The sequence below is a fragment of the Serratia sp. KG1D genome (assembly GCF_037150675.1).
Classification (GTDB): Bacteria; Pseudomonadota; Gammaproteobacteria; order Enterobacterales; family Enterobacteriaceae; genus Serratia; species Serratia nematodiphila.
Genome location: NZ_JBAGIH010000001.1, coordinates 599,668 through 616,037, shown reverse-complemented (window position 1 = coordinate 616,037; position 16,370 = coordinate 599,668). Strand labels below are relative to the sequence as shown.

The window sequence follows — 16,370 nt, the reverse complement described above, 5'->3', positions numbered from 1 at the left end:
GCACACTGCCTGGAGGGGTTTTTATAGGTATGACTACAGTTAAGAAATGCTGATGCGATAAGTCAATAAAACGGGGAAAACCGATCCTCGGTATGGGACTTTGCTCCCATACCGAAGCACCTGAAGACCTAGCGCCAGCGTTCGGCTGCCCAGGCGGCCTGTTGCTCGGCGTCGTGGAAGGTCCAGGCGACGAAGCGGCTGATCTTTTGCCCTTGCGCCATCTCGATGGTGCGCACCTCGGCCGCCCCCGCCACTTTCAGCGCATGGTAGATGGCAGGCAACGTGGTGTTTTTCGAGATGAGCGAGGTGAACCACAGGCAGTTGTTGGCCTTGCCGACGCTCTCTGCCACCATCTTGCGCACAAAGGCTTCTTCACCGCCTTCGCACCACAGCTCGTTGTTCTTGCCGCCGAAGTTTTGCACCGGCTTGTCGGCCACTTCCCCTTTGCCCAGTTTATGCAGCTTGCGGCGGGTGCTGGCGCGCGCTTCCTGCTCGGACGCGTGGAACGGCGGGTTGCACAGGGTGGCGTCGAATTTCTCGGCCGCGCCGATAATGCCGCTAAAAATCAGCTCAGGCTGTTTTTGCAGCCGCAGGCGCACGCTGTTGCGCAGCGTCGGGTTCATCTCGACGATCATCTTGGCCGAGTTGAGCGACACCGGATCGATTTCGGAGCCGGTGAAACGCCAACCGTATTCGCGCAGGCCGACGATCGGGTAAATGCAGTTGGCGCCGACGCCGACGTCGAGGATCGCCACGCCCTTGCCGCGCGGGATCTCGCCGCCGTTGCTGGTCGCCAGCAGATCCGCCAGGTGATGCAGATAGTCGGCGCGACCAGGGATCGGCGGGCACAGATAATCAGCCGGAATATCCCAGTGTTCGATGCCGTAAAAGTGTTGCAGCAACGCACGGTTGAGCATTTTCACCGCCGCCGGATCGGCGAAGTCCACCGAGACATCGCCCCAGGCGTTCGGTTTTACGAACGGCGCCAGCGCCGGGCAGCTGGCGATCAGCGCCGGGAAGTCGTAGCGCGAACGATGACGGTTGCGCGGATGCAGGCCGCTTTTCTGCTGCGGGAAGGTTTTCTTTTTTTCCACCGTGACGGGCTCTCTTGAAGGGATTTCCGGCGCGTAAGATAACACATCCGGCCCGCAATGGCGCAGCGGCGGGAAACCCGGCACAATGAAAGCTTCATCGATTGCCGCAGGATCCCCCATGAACCGTGAATCTCGTTATTATTATGAACCCGCCGCCGGCCACGGCCTGCCGCACGATCCGCTGAACGCCATCGTCGGCCCGCGCCCCATCGGCTGGATCTCTTCCCGCAGCGCCGCCGGCTTGCGTAATCTGGCGCCCTACAGCTTTTTTAACTGCTTCAACTATCGCCCGCCGATCATCGGTTTCGCCAGCACCGGCTGGAAAGACAGCGTGGCGAATATCGTGGAAACCGGCGAGTTCGTTTGGAACCTGGCGACACGCCCGCTGGCGGAAGCGATGAACCACAGTGCCATCAACCTGCCGCGCGGCGAAGATGAATTCGCCTTCGCCGGCGTCACGCCGCTGCCCGGACGCCGGGTCAAAGCCGAGCGCGTGGCCGAAAGCCCGGTGAACTTCGAATGCCGCCTGACCCAGTGCATTCAGCTGCGAACCGCCGCCGGCGAACAGGTGGAGACCTGGCTGATATTGGGCGAAGTGGTGGCGGTGCACCTCGATCCGGCGCTGCTGGACGAACACGGCGTCTACCAGACCGCCGCTGCCGAACCTATCCTGCGCGCCGGCGGCCCAACCGCCTACTATGGCATTTCCGAACAGCACCGTTTCGATCTGGCGCGCCCGACGCGCTGATCGTCTCCCCCTGTTTATGCAGAAGATGAACGGGGGAATTAATCATCAAAAAATCTGAATAAAACTGTCAACACTCTCCGATTTCATCCTGCCTGTCACTGCGCAATAATCCTCCCATCGAAAGGCAAACCCCTTTCTCCCTAATTCACTTTGACAGGAATGACCCACATGAAAACCATCAAAACTTTTGCTGCCGCTATCGCCCTGGCCACCGCTTCTTTCACCACTTTCGCCGCTGAACACGTCAGCGCCCAGGATGCCGCCCAATTCGAAAAAGCCGGCGTGATCGTCGCCAGCGGCGCAACCGACCTGAGCAGCCTGAAGTCTCAGTTGGCCGCCAAAGCCGATGCCGCAGGCGCCAAGGCTTTCACCATCACCTCCACCAGCGGCAATAACCTGATGCACGCCACCGCGGTTATCTACAAATAATCGCCGCCCCAGACGTCAAAAAGCCCGCCGGATATCACCCCGGCGGGCTTTTTTATGTTCGCGTACGTCAGCGCTGAATGGGCACAACAGCGAATTTCTTGCCGCCCCGCATTATCATCCCCCCACGAGTAAACGAACCGGAAAATTCTGTCGCAAACAGGCAGAAACCCTGTATTCAATGGGGATTGCGGGGGGCTTGCACACACATTTTTTTACCTGCCCATGGCTGGACTAACAGGAGAGGATGATTATCATGTTACGCAGACTACAGATGCAGAGAGCGTTGTATGCAACATATCATTGAAGGTTTCCTCAGTTTCCAGAAAGAGATTTTCCCACAGCGTAAGGAACTGTTTCGCAGCCTTGCCTCCAGCCAAAATCCTAAAGCGCTTTTCATCTCCTGTTCTGACAGCCGTCTGGTGCCCGAGCTGGTGACGCAGCAAGAACCTGGGCAACTGTTCGTTATCCGCAACGCCGGCAACATCGTTCCTTCCTTTGGCCCGGAGCCGGGCGGGGTTTCTGCCACCATCGAGTACGCGGTGGTGGCATTGGGTGTTACTGATATCGTGATTTGTGGCCACTCAAACTGTGGCGCCATGAAGGCTATCGCGTCCTGCCAGTGTCTCGACCCCATGCCTGCGGTAGCTCACTGGCTGCACTATGCGGATGCGGCCAAAGCAGTGGTCGAGAAGAAAACCTGGAATAGCGAAACAGACAAAGTTAACGCTATGGTGGAAGAGAACGTTATTGCTCAGCTAAATAATATCAAAACCCATCCTTCTGTGGCGGTGGGTCTGCGCAACAGCGGGCTGCGCCTGCACGGCTGGGTGTACGATATCGAAAGCGGCGAAATTCGCACGCTGGATAGAAACACCAAGAGCTTCGTGTCTTTGGCCGATAATCCCGACGTGTATTTCGAATAAAATCACGCCTGGTTTTAACCATTAAATAAAATCCACGCTTCCGCGTGGATTTTACTGTCAGCCTTAAACCAAACGCGCCTCTATCGCCGCAGCGAAGTCGCGGCACATCCGTTCGTCACCGTCGGCGTTGTCTGCCAATACCGTCTCGCCATCCACCACCCGAATATGCGCCTGCAAATCGAAATCCGCCGGCGGCTGCGGGCGTGCAGCGGCGGCGGCCATCGTCTGCTGCGCCTCATGCCACGCCTGCGCCACCGTCTGGTTGCAGGCCTGCGCCAGATAGTCCGGATTAAACCCTTCGCCGGTCAGGCTGCGCAGCGTGTCGTCGTGGCTGACGCTGTTGCCCGGCAACCAGTAGTGTTGCGCCAGATCCGGGCCAATGGCCGGGTTGTCCGTCAGATAACCGTCGCGCTGCAGGAAGAAGTGACGGGTTTGCTCCACCGCCATCATCGCCAGCAAATAACCCTGATAGGAACAGGCGGACTCCAGCGACAGCAGGTGCGGGATCGCCAACGTCGGGCGCGGGCTGCCGCTGATGCCGAGGATCTTCTGCTCAACCTCACGCGCCAGCGCGGTGATGGCTTCCGGCGTGCGCTGCTCGTCATCCCACTGATACAGCGCCCACTCGAAGTACGGCACCAGCAGGATATGGCGTTCGTTGAACGCGCGCATCGGCTGGCGCGCCGCGATGCCGGCTTCGATCTGCGCATCGGGCACCGCTTCGCCGGCGGCGTTTTTCGCATAGCGTTTCAGCCAATCGGCGTCGTCCAGCAGGCTGTCGCAGAACATCGACTGGGTTTCGGCATAGGCCATCGAAGTCGGCGGGAACTCCTGCGAGAAGCACGGCGCATTCTGGCGAATGTTGGCGAAGTGCGCCGCATGGCCGCCCTCGTGGAACAGGGTGTTGAGCCCGTAAGCGCCGCTGCCCACCTGCCCCGGCTGCGCCAGGCTGGTGAAGTTGATGCGCGCGGGCACCCATTCCCCCTGGCGTACAAACGGCGGCACCGGGCCGTGCATGAAGCCGTTCTCATACTTGCCTTTGCGCACCAGCAGATCGAGATTCATCTCCGCGCCGCCAAAACCGATGTGCAGGCGTTTGAAGCTGTCGACCCAGCGTTCCAACGAACGGGAAAACGGGAAGTAAGGATCCAGTTGGCGGGTGACGTCGCCGGCGCTGGCGAAGCGGACGTTCCATGGCTCCAGCGCCTGGCTGCCCTTCTCGGCCGCCAGCTGCTGCAGGCTGCGCGCGTTGGCCTCGCGGGTTTCCCGCTCGAAACGATCCAGAATGGCGAACAGCTGCTCCGGCGTCATGCGCTCGGTTTTGTTCACCTTGTAGTCGAAATAGTTGCGATAGCCCATCTGGCGCGCAAAGCGGTTGCGCAGGCCGATCAGCTCCGGCAGGCCGTTATGCAGCAGCCATTGCTCCAGATCGCGCAGCGCCTGCTGCGAGCTGCGGCGATAGTCTTCGTTCGGGTTGGTCGCCTGATTGGTCAACAGCTCGCCGAGCGAAGCCGCCACGCGCTGGCCGTCGGCGTTCAGATGGGTGACCTGATAGCCCTTGCGGCGCGAGTAGAGATCGGATTCGGCGTGGATGATCTGATCCAACAGCGCCTGCGCCTGCGGGTCTTCAATGGCGTTGCAGTCGAAAAAGCGCAGCCAACCTTGCAGGCCGTGGATCAGCGCATCGCGCTGCGCCTCCTGCGGCAACGCTTCCAATCCGGCCAGCAGAGTGCGGATCTCCGCCAGCCGGCGCGGTTCGGCGATAAAGCGCTTATAGGCGCTTTCCGCGGCGGAAAAGCGCGCCGAGACGTCTTCACCGCCGGTGCCCATGTAGTTTTGCCAGAACAGCTCTTCTTTGGCGCGGTGTACGTCGAGGTAATCCTGGTTCAATTGATTGAAGTAATCGAGAGCCTGTTGCATAACCGTCCTTCTCAGCCGATGAGGAAATATCCCAGTATAGTCGCGCTTAGGCCTGATGCAGGCGTTTCAGCCCCTGCTCCAGCGTCTCGCTCTCGCCGGCGGCCACCAGGCAACAGGCGACCTGCCGCTGGATGGCCTGCGGGATCGCCACCTCGCCCGCCAGGCAGCGCTCGGTCCAGCGCGCGGTGGTTGCCGCGTCTTTCGCCGCCGGCAACGCCGGCGTTTCATCCTGCAAGGTCCGTTCCAGCAAGATGCGCTGTTCGCCGCCGACGATATGATGAATTTGCGGGCAGCGCAGCGGGTTGGCGTAAGCTTCGCCTTCCGTGCCGTGCATCAACAGCCCGCGGGCGCCGATCTGGCGGAAAAACGACGCCACCCGGCCGACATACTCCGGGTGTGAAACGCTGGCGAGGCGCAACGCATCCTGTTCGCCGAACGGCGTCGCCAGCTTGGCCAACGTATGGGCGCTGTTGCGCACTCCCATGCGCCAACGCAACCCGAGCTGCCGCGCCAGCGGCGCCGACAGCGTGGAAACCGGCATGAATACCGCCTCGCCGTTATCGAGACGCTGTTGGGCGTGAGCGGCCTGTTCCGACCACGGCAGCCCAAGCGCGCGGAAAATCTCGGCGCTGGTCACGCGGGTGCTGTCGTCCAGCACGCCGTGCACCACCACCGGCAGGCCCACTTTCGCCAGCAGCAGCGCCAGCAGCGGCGTCAGGTTGGCCTGCTTGCGCGCGCCGTTGTAGCTCGGCAGCACCACCGGTAATGGCCTCCCCTGCGGCGCCTGCAACGGCAAGACCTGCTGTTGCATCGCCTGGTAAAAACCCAGCATCTCTTCTTCGGCTTCGCCCTTGATACGCAGCGCGATCAGAATGCCGCCCAACTCCAGCTCGGGGACCTCCCCGGCCAGCATCGCCTGATACAGCTCAAAGGCGGTCTGTCGATCCAGATCGCGCGCATGGTTTTTGCCGCGGCCTATTTCTTTGATAATTTTGGTGTAATCCATCCGAAGGTTCCCTCAGCCCACTCTTCGGTTAGCATACCCTATCCGCGCCGCCGCTCAACCTCCGCCGCCAGTCGCTGCTGCGCTTCATCGCCCTCGCGCAGCCCGGCGATCACCCCATCGGCATCCTCGGCGCTGCGGTTTTGGCTCATCTTCCATTTGCCTTCGCGCCGGGTGACGGCGATCTCGATACCGACGATGCCTTTAAGCTGTGCGGCGATGTAGTTGGCCGGCGCATCCTCGATCCGCCAGGGTTCAGGACGCCGCCCTTCCTGCTGCGCAGTGAGATCGATCAGTTGGCGGCGCAGCCAGGCCGGGTCGTCCGTCACCGTCGGCACGCCATGCAGTTGCACCACGCTGTAATTCCAGGTCGGCACCACCTTGCCGGTCTGGCGCTTGCTCGGGTACCAGCCGGGCGACACATAGCCCCCCTGGCCCTGAAAAATCACCAGACATTCCGCCGCCTGTTGCAACCGTCGCCAGTGCTCGTTGGCGCGCGACAGGTGCGCCCGCAGCCGGATCTGCCCCTGTTCGACATCGGCCAGAAACGGCAGCGGATCGGCCGTCAATCCCTGCTCGCCGTGGCTGACCAACAGCCCCAGCGGGTGGGCGCGCACCAACGCCAGTTGGGCATCCAGATCGTCTTCGCGAAATGCGGCGGGTTGAAACATCAGTGTGGCTCCTTATCGCTCTCTCATGATGTCGACAGTAAAGCACCCGCCGGCGGCCTACTTAAGATCCGCTTTCTGAGTATTTCGAGTGATCCGGTTTAACAAGATCAGGGCGACGCCCATCGCCACCAAATTACAGAGCATCGCGCCGGCAAAGGCCTGCGCATAGCGTTCCGCCGCGCCGCCGCTCGCCAACAGCGGCACAAAACCGACGCCGCTGACCACGATGCCCAGCGCGCCCCCCACCTGCTGCACGGTGGCCACCAGACCCGCCGCCATGCCCGCCTGCCGCTCCGGCGCCAAACCGAGCACCAGATTCAGCAGCGGCGTCATGCTCAACGCCTGGCCGAATCCCAACACCACCAACCCCGGCAGCAGCCGCAGCGGATGCGCCAGCGCCCCGCCCCACAGCGCCTGCGCCATCAATAGCGCCAACCCGGCGGCGTAAATCGCCACGCCCGCGCTCAGCACGCCGTTGCCCCAACGCAACGTCAGCCGGGGCGCCAGCATCGAGGCCAGCATAAAGGCCGCGCTGGCCGGGGCGAACAGGCTGCCCGCCTGAAAAGGCGTCAGCCCCGCCCCCGCCTGCAGCAGCAGCGCGAAGCACAAGAAAAACGAGGAGGCGGTGGCATAAATCGCCAGCACCACCGCCATGCCCGGCGCGAAGCCCGCCTGGCGGAACAGCGCCGGATCGAGCACCGCATCATCACCGCGCTGCGCCAGGCGGCGCTCCCAACGCAGGAAGCCCCACAGCGTCAGCAACGCCAATGCCAACATCGGCGCGATCCACCACGGCCAACCGCGCGCCGGGCCTTCCAGCAACGGCAGCAGCAACAGCGACAGGCCGGCCGCCGCCAGCCACAGGCCGACGCCGTCCAGCCGCTGCGCCTGCGCCACTCGCGATTCGGGAATGCGCCGCGCCGCCCACAGCGCCAGCGCGCCGATAGGCAAATTGATCAAAAAGATCATGCGCCAGCCGCTGCCGAACAGGTTGGCCTCGATGATAAATCCGCCGAGGATCTGGCCGAAGATTGCCGCCAACCCCAGTGTCATGCCCAGCCAGGCGAAAGCACGCCGCCGCTGTTGCGGCGCGTACAGCACCCGCATCAAGGCGTAAATTTGCGGGAACAACAGCGCCGCCGCCGCCCCCTGCAGGATACGCGCGGCGATCAGCAGGCTGAGCGATCCCGCCAGTCCGCACAACAGGGAACTCAGCGTGAATCCCAGCATGCCGAGGCTGAACAGACGCCGACGCCCGAAGCGATCGCCCAGACGCCCACCGGCGATCAACAGCACCCCAAACGCCAGTTCATAACCGGCGACGATCAAACCGATACCGGCGAAATCGGCGGCGAACTGTTGCTGGATCACCGGCGCCGCCACGTTGACCACAAACAGATCGAACACCGTGACGAAGCCGCCCAACAGCAGCACCGGCAGGCCGGGCAATCCCCGCCGTTCAACAGATAATGAATGTTCCATACCACCTCCAGAGATTATGATGGTCGCAGTATGGAATAGCGTTTAAACTGTTACTATATAGCCATTTATACTATTACTAACAGCAACAGGACGGCCGACATGCCCCCACGCACCCTCGAACGCACCCGCCACGAACTGGGGGATTTTCTGCGGCAAAAGCGAGAACAACTGTCGCCGGAGGCAGTCGGCTTGCCGAGCGGCAGCCGCCGCCGCACGCCGGGCTTGCGGCGCGAGGAGGTGGCGGCGCTGGCCGGCGTCGGCCTCACCTGGTACACCTGGCTGGAGCAAGGCAGGGAAATCAATGCGTCGGTGACGTTTTTGGAAAATCTGGCGCGGGTGCTGCAGCTCGACGCCGCCGGCCGCTACCACCTGTTTTTATTGGCGCATCAGCGCCCGCCGGTGCCGGTCGGGCATCAGTGGTGCCAGGTTTCGCCGTTGGTGCGGCGCCTGCTGGACGACCTGACGCTGCGGCCGGCCTACGTCATGAACCTCAGTTGGGACATCATCGCCTGGAATCCGGCGGCGCAGCGGCTGTTCGCCATCGGCGAGCGCCCGGCGCAAGAGCGTAACATGTTGTGGATGCTGTTTGCCGATCCGCAGCTCAATGCGCGCCTGCTGGAGTGGCGGGCGCAGGCGCCGCAAATCCTGGCCAGCTTCCGCCGCGACTACGCCCGTGCGCCGGAGGATGAGGTGATGCGCCAACGGGTACAGGCGCTGGAGCAGGTATCGCCGCAGTTCCGCCAGCTCTGGCGACAGCATGATATTCACGGACGTTGCCAGGGGCGGCGCAGCTTCACCCTCCCGGAGATCGGCCCGGTCACCTTTGACCACGCCTCTTTCATCGTCGACGAAGAGAACCACCTGCGGCTGGTGATGTACAGCGCGCTGCCGGACGAACCGGCCAGCGCGGCGTTTGAAGCGCTGCTGCGCGAAGATTAACGACGGCTGTCGAAAATGAGTTTGCAGGCCAGCCCGGCGAACACGCCGCTCAGCAGATAGTTCGGCCAGCGGGCGCTGAAACGGCGGCCGGCGAAACGGCTTTTCATGCCGCTGACCGCCAGGATCACCCCGCCGTTAATCAGCAAGCCGACCAGATTCAGCACCGTCGCCAGCGCCAGCATCTGCACCACCACCGAGCCGGCGCGCGGATCGATAAACTGCGGGAACAGCGCCAGCACGAACAGCGCCATCTTCGGGTTGAGGATGTTGGTGAACAATCCCTGACGGAAAATGCGCGCGGTCGGCACCGCCTGCAACCCGGCGGAAGCCTGCAGACTGCTGCCGGATCGCAGCGTTTTCCACGCCAGATAGAGCAGATAGGCCGCGCCCAACATTCTCACCGCGTCGTAAGCCAGCGGCACCGCCACGAACAGTTGCGACAACCCCAGCGCCGCCGCCAGCGCATGGCAGTACGTGCCGAGCTGAATGCCCGCCAGCGAAGCGAAACCGGCGCGCCGCCCCTGGCTGACGCTGCGCGAAGCGATCAGCAGCATATCCGGGCCGGGGGTCAGCGCCAGCGCCACGCAGGCGCCGGAAAACAACAACAGCGTTGCGGCATCAATCATGAATCACCTGATAAGAAGACGGACGGGGATGGAGCCTCCATCATAGCGACGCCGACGTGGCTTGTCAGCGCCGCTCGCGTCAGATCACCCACAAATCGAGGTACTCGTTGACCGGCATCTGCGCCAGCCGCTGCCGATCCAGCGACACCTCGAGAATGCGCTGCTGCTGCAGGGCCGGGAACTGGCGCGCCAGATTGGTTTTGAACTTCTCGATCAGCAGCGGGATGCCCGCTTCGCGCCGCCGCGCATGGCCGATAGGGTACTCCACCGCCACCTCATCCAGGCGGCTGCCGTCGGTGAACTCCACCGTCAGCGCATTGGCGATCGAGCGTTTTTCCGGATCGTGATAATCGCGCGTGAAGGCGGGATCTTCATGGCAGTGGATCTTGCCGCGCAATGCGTCGATGCGCGGATCCTCGGCCACCCGATCCTCGTAATCGGCCGCCGTCAGCCGGCCGAACAGCAGCGGGATCGCCACCATATACTGAATGCAGTGATCGCGATCCGCCGGATTATCCAGCGGCCCTTGCTTGTCGATAATGCGCAGGCAGGCCTCGTGGGTGCGGATGCTCACCCTGGCGATATCGGCGGCGGTTTTGCCGGCGGCCAGCATCTGGCGGTGCAGCGTCATGGCCGCCTCCACGGCGGTCTGGGCATGGAACTCCGCCGGGAACGAAATTTTAAACAGCACGTTCTCCATCACATACGCGCCGTACGGCCGCTGGAAGCGGAAAGGTTCGCCGTTGAACGAGACGTCGTAGAATCCCCAGGTCGGCGCCGTGAGCGCCGAGGGATAACCCATCTCGCCGGTGGCGGCCATCAGCGCCAGCCGCACCGCGCGCGCGGTCGCATCCCCCGCCGCCCAGGATTTGCGGGTGCCGGCATTCGGCGCGTGGCGGTAGGTGCGCAGCGACTGCCCGTCCACCCACGCCAGCGACACCGCGTTCAGGATCGCCTCGCGGCTCAGGCCGAGCAGCTGCGCCACCACCGCGGTGGACGCCACCTTTACCAGCAGCACGTGATCCAGCCCCACCCGGTTGAAGGCGTTTTCCAGCGCCAGGCAGCCCTGGATCTCGTGCGCCTTGATCATGGCGATCAGCACCTGCCGCATGGTCAGCGGCGCTTTGCCCGCCGCCACCGCCTGGCGAGAGAGCCAATCGGCCACCGCCAGGATCCCGCCCAGGTTGTCCGACGGGTGGCCCCACTCCGCCGCCAGCCAGGTGTCGTTGAAATCGAGCCAGCGGATCATGGCGCCGATATTGAACGCCGCCTGCACCGGATCCAGCTGGAAGCGGGTGCCCGGCACCCGGCTGCCGTTCAGCACCTCGGCGCCCGGCACCACCGGCCCCATCAGTTTCTTGCAGGCCGGGTAGCTCAGCGCCTCCAGCCCGCAGCCGAGGGTATCGAGCAGGCAATAGTGGGCGGTGCGGTACGCCGCCGGGGTATCGACGGCCTCTTTCATCACATAATCGACGATATCGACCATTTCGCGATCGAACGGCGGACGGCCGGTGTTGGCAGACTCAAGCATCATGATTTCCAAAGGCTCCATAGTGAAAACGACACGATAACGATCGGCGCTCAGCGCTGATCCAGCGGTACGAACGCCCGCGCTTCCGGCCCGGTATAGTTGGCGGACGGGCGAATGATTTTGTTGTCCTGCCGTTGCTCGATGATGTGCGCCGACCAGCCGCTCACCCGCGCCATGACAAACAGCGGCGTGAACATTTCGGTAGGCACCCCCAGCTGGTGGTAAGACACCGCCGAGAACCAGTCAAGGTTGGGGAACATGTTTTTGGTGTCGCGCATCACGCTTTCCAGCCGGTCGGCGATGTCATACAGCTTCATCGCGCCCGCATCCTGCGACAGGCGCAGCGCGATCTCTTTGATCACCTGATGGCGCGGATCGGAGACGGTGTACACCGGGTGCCCGAAGCCGATCACCACCTCTTTGTTGTCGATGCGGCGGCGAATGTCGGCTTCCGCTTCGTCCGGCGTTTCATAGCGTTGCTGGATCTCCAGCGATACCTCGTTGGCGCCGCCGTGCTTCGGCCCGCGCAGCGCGCCAATGGCGCCGACGATCGCCGAATAGACGTCGGATCCGGTGCCGGCGATCACCCGGCCGGCGAAGGTCGAGGCGTTGAACTCATGCTCGGCGTACAGGATCAGTGACGCATGCATTGCCTGTTCCCAGCTGGCGGAAGGCGCTGCGCCGTGCAGCAGGTGCAGGAAGTGGCCGCCGATGGAATCGTCGTCGGTCTCCGGCTGAATGCGCTCGCCGTTGTGGCTGTAGTGATACCAATAGAGCAGCATCGATCCCAACGACGCCAGCAGCCGATCGGCGATGTCGCGCGCGCCGGCTGCGCCGTGCTGCTCTTTTTCGGGCAGGGTGCAGCCGAGGGCCGAAACGCCGGTGCGCATCACGTCCATCGGGTGAGACGCCGCCGGCAGCGCCTCCAGCACCGTGCGCACGCTGGCGGGCAGGCCGCGCAGCGCTTTGAGACGGTGTTTATAGGCCTGCAGCTCGTCGCGGTTGGGCAACTTGCCGTGGATCAGCAGATGGGCGACCTCTTCAAACTCGCAGTGGCGCGCGAGATCGAGAATGTCGTAACCGCGATAGTGCAGATCGTTGCCGCTGCGTCCTACGGAACACAGCGCGGTATTCCCGGCGGGCACGCCGGATAACGCCACGGATTTTTTCGGCTTAACGCCAGTCGGGCTTTGCGGGGGGATCGCTTGGCTCATACTGTCCTCATTTGGCTTCTGCGTGAATGGCGCTTATTCGTCGCGTTGGCGAGCGAACAGAGCGTCGAGTTTCTCTTCGAACAAATAGTAGTTGATGCTTTCATACAGCTCGTTGCGGGTCTGCATGGTGTCGATGACGCTTTTCTGCGTGCCCTCTTCGCGCAGGGCGCGGTACACCCGCTCCGCCGCCCGATTCATCGCCCGGAAGGCCGACAGCGGATACAGCGCCATATCCACCCGGGCGCTGCGCAGCTCGTCGGTGGTGAACAGCGGCGTCGCGCCGAATTCGGTGATGTTGGCGAGGATCGGCACCTGCGTCGCTTCGGCGAAGCGGCGGTACATGCCCAGTTCGGTGATCGCTTCCGGGAACAGCATGTCGGCCCCGGCCGCCACGTAAGCCTGAGCGCGCTCGATGGCCGCCTCCAGCCCCTCCACCGCCAGCGCATCGGTGCGCGCCATGATCACGAAGTCCGGATCGCTGCGCGCATCCACCGCCGCCTTGATGCGATCCACCATCTCTTCGGTGGAAACGATGGCCTTATTGGGCCGATGGCCGCAGCGCTTGGCGCCAACCTGATCTTCGATATGCAGCGCCGCCGCCCCGGCCTTGCTCACCGAGCGCACCGTGCGGGCGACGTTGAACGCCGATGCGCCGAAACCGCTGTCGACATCCACCAGCAGCGGCAGCGGGCAGACGTCGGTGATACGGCGAATATCGGTCAACACATCGTCCAGCGTCGAAATGCCCAGGTCCGGCAGCCCCAGCGAACCGGCCGCCACGCCGCCGCCGGAAAGATAGATGGCCTGGAACCCCGCCCGCTGGGCCAGCAGGGCATGGTTGGCGTTGATCGCGCCGGCGATTTGCAGGGGTTTCTCTTTACTCAGGGCCTGACGAAAGGCGAGCCCGGGTGAGCGCAGCGTCATGACGTTCTCTCCGATTAGCTAGATGGAACAGACAGAGCAAGGGGCGGGCCAGGTTGCACTTTGGCGAGGAAAAAATTAAAAGCGATAAAAATAAGTGAGTTATAAAATTCGCGTCGCCATTGGGCAGACCAAGCGATAAAAAACGTTTCAGTTAACGTTTCAATCGCGGTTTCACTCGGCATATTTGAAACATGACTGAAACAAGGCTACACCTAATGCAGCCACTTTCATTCGGTAACCCACCATGAGCGATCACATCACGCCGTCCCGCACGCCGGACAAACCGGTGATCTGGACCGTCTCCATCACCCGCCTGTTCGATCTGTTCCGGGATATCAGCCTCGAGTTCGACCATCTGGCGGTCATCACCCCGATCCGCCTCGGCTTTGAGGAGGCGGTGCAGCATATCCGCGCTCGCCTGGCGACCGAGCCTTGCGACGCCATCATCGCCGCCGGCTCCAACGGCGCCTACCTGAAAAGCCGCCTGTCGGTGCCGGTCATTTTGGTCAAACCCGGCGGCTTCGATCTGCTGCAGGCGCTGAGCAAGGCGCGCAGAACCGCCGATCGAATCGGCGTCATCACCTACAAAACGCCGCTGCCCGCGCTGCTGGAGTTCCAGCAAACCTTCGATCTGCCGCTGGAGCAGCGCAGCTACGTCACCGAAGAGGACGCGCGCGGCCAGATCGCCGAGCTGAAAGCCGCCGGCATTCAGGCGGTGGTCGGCGCCGGCCTCATCAGCGATCTGGCGGAAGAGGCCGGGCTCACCGCCATTTTTCTCTATTCCGCCGCCACCCTGCGCGCCGCCTTCAGCGACGCGCTGGACGTGACGCGCCTGATGCTGGGCGGCGCCAAGCGCGGCGGCGACTACGCCGCGCGCAATACCCTGCAACCGCGCTATGGGCTGAGCGATTTACAGGGCGATTCCCCGCAGATGGAGCAGACGCGGCGCACCATCATGCTGTACGCCCGATCGCCGGCGGCGGTGTTGATCGAAGGCGAAACCGGCACCGGCAAAGAGCTGGCGGCGCAGGCGATCCACCGCGAATACTTTTCCCGGCGCGGCGCGACGCCGCCGTTCGTCGCCATCAACTGCGGCGCCATCGCCGAATCGCTGCTGGAGGCGGAGCTGTTTGGCTATGAGGAAGGCGCCTTCACCGGCTCACGGCGCGGCGGCCGACGCGGGCTGTTGGAAACCGCCAACGGCGGCACCCTGTTTCTGGATGAGATCGGCGAAATGCCGCTGCACCTGCAAACCCGATTGTTGCGCGCGCTGGAAGAGAAAACCATCACCCGGGTCGGCGGGCAACAGCCGGTAACGGTCGATTTTCGCGTTATCAGCGCCACCCACAATCGCCTGGAGCAGGCGATTCAACAGGGCGATTTTCGCGCCGATCTGTTTTACCGTCTGAGCGCCCTGCGGCTGCAGCTGCCGCCGTTGCGGGCGCGTGGCGACGATATTGCGATGCTGGCGGAACACTTTCTGAAACAGTCGCTGGCGGCGCTCGACGTGCCGCTGACGGAGCCGCTGCGCACCGCCCTGGCCGGCTGCTACGCCGCACTGAGTCATTACGCCTGGCCCGGCAACCTGCGCGAGCTGCGCAACATGATGGAGCGGGTGGCGCTGATGCTGAGCACCGGCGCTGCGCCGAGCGGCGAGACCCTGCAGTGGCTGCTGCCGGAGCTGGCGGTGGCGCCGCCGCCCGAGACGCAGGCGGCGCCCGTCTCCGCCCACGAAGCCCTGGCGCGGTGCGGAGGCGACCACGCCGCCGCCGCCCGGTTGCTCGGGATCAGCCGCACCACTTTATGGCGCCGGCTGAAAAAACCGCGCTGAGCATCAGCCGGCGCGCCGGCCGTCCGAGGCCGGCAGCAGCCGCGCTCGCCGCTCGCCCAGCAGGTTCATGCCCGCCGCCGCCAGCAGGATGATCGCCGCGCCCAGCAGCTGCCACACAGACAGCCGGTGACCAAACGCCAGGCGATCCACCAGCATGGCGGCGATCGGGTAGATGAACGACAGCGAGCCGATCAGATTGGTGGGCAGCTTCTGCAGGGCGCCGTACATCAACACGTACATCAGGCCGGTGTGCAGCACGCCGAGCGTCGCCAACATCCCCCACTGCCCCACGCTGGCCGAAACGTGGAAATCCACCAGCGGCAACAGCATCACCGCCCCCACCGTCACCTGGATCAGCGCAATAAGATGCGGCGGCGTGCCCTTCAGCCGCTTGGCCGCCAGCGCCATCAGGGCGTAGAAAAACGCCGCGCCGAGCGCCAGCGCGATGCCCGCCAGATAATGACTCTGCTCCCCCGCCTGCCGCGGCTGCGCCAGCACCACCAGCATCATGCCGCCGAACGCCAGCCCCAGCCACAGCAGCTTGCGGGCGGTCAGCCGTTCCCCCAGAAACAGCGCCCCCAGCCCCACCAGCATAAACGGCTGGGTGTTGTACACCGCGGTAGCGATGGAGATAGACGCATAGGAATAGGCGGCGAACAGCAGCAGCCAGTTGATCACCAGCGCGACGCCGCCGGCGATCGCCAGCAGCAGCGTGGCGCGCGTCAGCGCATCGCGTCGCAGCTGCCCCAATACGCCGCACACCGCCAGCAGCGTCAGCGCGCCTACCGCGCAGCGCCAAAACACCACGTTGATAACCGGCTGGCCGGACATCAACACAAACCAGCCAATAGAGCCGGAAATCAACATCGCCGCCGCCATCTCCAGCGATCCGCGTTTTATCTCTGCATTCATTCTGCGTTCCTCGAAGCTTGCCCAGAGACATAGCTTGCGGCTTCGCAGGGCGGCTTTCCATAGCATAAAAAAGGCAGATATGCTTAACTGCCTTTTTCTCGCAGTTATAATAATGAAAATACC

At 63.4% G+C, this 16,370-nt stretch carries 15 protein-coding genes; 5 read left to right on the top strand and 10 right to left on the bottom strand.

Annotated elements, in window-relative coordinates; genetic code table 11:
- Nucleotides 1–128 precede the first annotated feature (128 nt).
- Nucleotides 129–1,094, bottom strand: a complete 966-nt coding sequence (rlmF, locus tag WFM45_RS03060; RefSeq protein WP_166444974.1) for a 23S rRNA (adenine(1618)-N(6))-methyltransferase RlmF — start codon at nucleotides 1,092–1,094, stop codon at nucleotides 129–131.
- Between the two features lie 118 nt (nucleotides 1,095–1,212).
- Here rlmF and WFM45_RS03055 point away from each other — a divergent pair, with 118 nt between their 5' ends.
- From WFM45_RS03055 to WFM45_RS03045, 3 genes are all read left to right on the top strand, one after another.
- Nucleotides 1,213–1,842: a flavin reductase family protein gene (locus WFM45_RS03055; protein WP_250602361.1), complete on the top strand. Its 630-nt coding sequence runs from the start codon at nucleotides 1,213–1,215 to the stop codon at nucleotides 1,840–1,842.
- Nucleotides 1,843–2,010: 168 nt separating this feature from the next.
- Entirely contained in the window at nucleotides 2,011–2,271 is a 261-nt protein-coding gene (bhsA, locus tag WFM45_RS03050) for a multiple stress resistance protein BhsA (protein WP_004939265.1), read from the top strand.
- Between the two features lie 287 nt (nucleotides 2,272–2,558).
- Nucleotides 2,559–3,194, top strand: coding sequence for a carbonic anhydrase (locus tag WFM45_RS03045; RefSeq protein WP_004939270.1), 636 nt, complete (start codon nucleotides 2,559–2,561; stop codon nucleotides 3,192–3,194).
- Nucleotides 3,195–3,257: 63 nt separating this feature from the next.
- Here WFM45_RS03045 and WFM45_RS03040 read toward each other — a convergent pair whose 3' ends face one another.
- Genes WFM45_RS03040 through WFM45_RS03025 form a run of 4 tightly spaced genes read right to left on the bottom strand, consistent with a single transcriptional unit; the run spans nucleotide 3,258 to nucleotide 8,270 of the window.
- Nucleotides 3,258–5,114, bottom strand: coding sequence for a M3 family metallopeptidase (locus WFM45_RS03040; protein ID WP_336954515.1), 1,857 nt, complete (start codon nucleotides 5,112–5,114; stop codon nucleotides 3,258–3,260).
- A gap of 46 nt (nucleotides 5,115–5,160) precedes the next feature.
- Nucleotides 5,161–6,120 carry a DNA-binding protein YbiB gene (ybiB, locus tag WFM45_RS03035; protein ID WP_048322521.1) on the bottom strand — a complete coding sequence of 320 codons (960 nt, stop codon included), beginning with the start codon at nucleotides 6,118–6,120 and terminating at the stop codon, nucleotides 5,161–5,163.
- 38 nt (nucleotides 6,121–6,158) lie between these two features.
- Nucleotides 6,159–6,788, bottom strand: coding sequence for an FMN-binding negative transcriptional regulator (locus WFM45_RS03030; protein WP_166729723.1), 630 nt, complete (start codon nucleotides 6,786–6,788; stop codon nucleotides 6,159–6,161).
- 57 nt (nucleotides 6,789–6,845) lie between these two features.
- The gene (locus WFM45_RS03025; protein ID WP_033640935.1) at nucleotides 6,846–8,270 is read right to left on the bottom strand and encodes an MFS transporter; all 1,425 of its coding nucleotides are present in this window, start codon (nucleotides 8,268–8,270) and stop codon (nucleotides 6,846–6,848) included.
- Nucleotides 8,271–8,369: 99 nt separating this feature from the next.
- On the opposite strand from WFM45_RS03025, the gene WFM45_RS03020 reads away from it, so the two are divergent.
- A complete protein-coding gene (locus WFM45_RS03020; RefSeq protein WP_004939285.1) occupies nucleotides 8,370–9,209 on the top strand; it encodes a helix-turn-helix transcriptional regulator in 840 nt (279 codons plus the stop codon).
- On the opposite strand, the gene WFM45_RS03015 is transcribed toward WFM45_RS03020, so the two are convergent.
- The 4 genes from WFM45_RS03015 to prpB all read right to left on the bottom strand — a co-directional run bounded on the left by WFM45_RS03015 (nucleotide 9,206) and on the right by prpB (nucleotide 13,504).
- Nucleotides 9,206–9,835, bottom strand: coding sequence for a LysE family translocator (locus WFM45_RS03015; RefSeq protein ID WP_025302070.1), 630 nt, complete (start codon nucleotides 9,833–9,835; stop codon nucleotides 9,206–9,208). The genes WFM45_RS03020 and WFM45_RS03015 overlap by 4 nt on opposite strands.
- 79 nt (nucleotides 9,836–9,914) lie before the next feature.
- Nucleotides 9,915–11,366, bottom strand: coding sequence for a bifunctional 2-methylcitrate dehydratase/aconitate hydratase (locus tag WFM45_RS03010; protein WP_085336608.1), 1,452 nt, complete (start codon nucleotides 11,364–11,366; stop codon nucleotides 9,915–9,917).
- Nucleotides 11,367–11,416: 50 nt separating this feature from the next.
- Nucleotides 11,417–12,580, bottom strand: a complete 1,164-nt coding sequence (prpC, locus tag WFM45_RS03005) for a bifunctional 2-methylcitrate synthase/citrate synthase (RefSeq protein WP_016928534.1) — start codon at nucleotides 12,578–12,580, stop codon at nucleotides 11,417–11,419.
- Nucleotides 12,581–12,613: 33 nt separating this feature from the next.
- Nucleotides 12,614–13,504 carry a methylisocitrate lyase gene (gene prpB, locus WFM45_RS03000; RefSeq protein WP_016928535.1) on the bottom strand — a complete coding sequence of 297 codons (891 nt, stop codon included), beginning with the start codon at nucleotides 13,502–13,504 and terminating at the stop codon, nucleotides 12,614–12,616.
- 244 nt (nucleotides 13,505–13,748) lie between these two features.
- Between prpB and prpR the strand changes: the two genes are divergently transcribed.
- Nucleotides 13,749–15,335: a propionate catabolism operon regulatory protein PrpR gene (prpR, locus tag WFM45_RS02995; protein ID WP_261238024.1), complete on the top strand. Its 1,587-nt coding sequence runs from the start codon at nucleotides 13,749–13,751 to the stop codon at nucleotides 15,333–15,335.
- A gap of 3 nt (nucleotides 15,336–15,338) precedes the next feature.
- Here the strand turns inward: prpR and WFM45_RS02990 are convergent, their stop codons facing one another.
- Nucleotides 15,339–16,247: a DMT family transporter gene (locus WFM45_RS02990; protein ID WP_033633771.1), complete on the bottom strand. Its 909-nt coding sequence runs from the start codon at nucleotides 16,245–16,247 to the stop codon at nucleotides 15,339–15,341.
- Between the last annotated feature and the right edge of the window lie 123 nt (nucleotides 16,248–16,370).

Excerpts from the sequence above, each read along its gene's own strand:
- WFM45_RS03055 (WP_250602361.1), top strand. The coding sequence starts at position 1,213 with ATGAACCGTGAATCTCGTTATTATTATGAACCCGCCGCCGGCCACGGC.
- bhsA (WP_004939265.1), top strand. The coding sequence starts at position 2,011 with ATGAAAACCATCAAAACTTTTGCTGCCGCTATCGCCCTGGCCACCGCT.
- WFM45_RS03045 (WP_004939270.1), top strand. The coding sequence starts at position 2,559 with ATGCAACATATCATTGAAGGTTTCCTCAGTTTCCAGAAAGAGATTTTC.
- WFM45_RS03040 (WP_336954515.1), bottom strand. The coding sequence starts at position 5,114 with ATGCAACAGGCTCTCGATTACTTCAATCAATTGAACCAGGATTACCTC.
- ybiB (WP_048322521.1), bottom strand. The coding sequence starts at position 6,120 with ATGGATTACACCAAAATTATCAAAGAAATAGGCCGCGGCAAAAACCAT.
- WFM45_RS03030 (WP_166729723.1), bottom strand. The coding sequence starts at position 6,788 with ATGTTTCAACCCGCCGCATTTCGCGAAGACGATCTGGATGCCCAACTG.
- WFM45_RS03025 (WP_033640935.1), bottom strand. The coding sequence starts at position 8,270 with ATGGAACATTCATTATCTGTTGAACGGCGGGGATTGCCCGGCCTGCCG.
- WFM45_RS03020 (WP_004939285.1), top strand. The coding sequence starts at position 8,370 with ATGCCCCCACGCACCCTCGAACGCACCCGCCACGAACTGGGGGATTTT.
- WFM45_RS03015 (WP_025302070.1), bottom strand. The coding sequence starts at position 9,835 with ATGATTGATGCCGCAACGCTGTTGTTGTTTTCCGGCGCCTGCGTGGCG.
- WFM45_RS03010 (WP_085336608.1), bottom strand. The coding sequence starts at position 11,366 with ATGCTTGAGTCTGCCAACACCGGCCGTCCGCCGTTCGATCGCGAAATG.
- prpC (WP_016928534.1), bottom strand. The coding sequence starts at position 12,580 with ATGAGCCAAGCGATCCCCCCGCAAAGCCCGACTGGCGTTAAGCCGAAA.
- prpB (WP_016928535.1), bottom strand. The coding sequence starts at position 13,504 with ATGACGCTGCGCTCACCCGGGCTCGCCTTTCGTCAGGCCCTGAGTAAA.
- prpR (WP_261238024.1), top strand. The coding sequence starts at position 13,749 with ATGAGCGATCACATCACGCCGTCCCGCACGCCGGACAAACCGGTGATC.
- WFM45_RS02990 (WP_033633771.1), bottom strand. The coding sequence starts at position 16,247 with ATGAATGCAGAGATAAAACGCGGATCGCTGGAGATGGCGGCGGCGATG.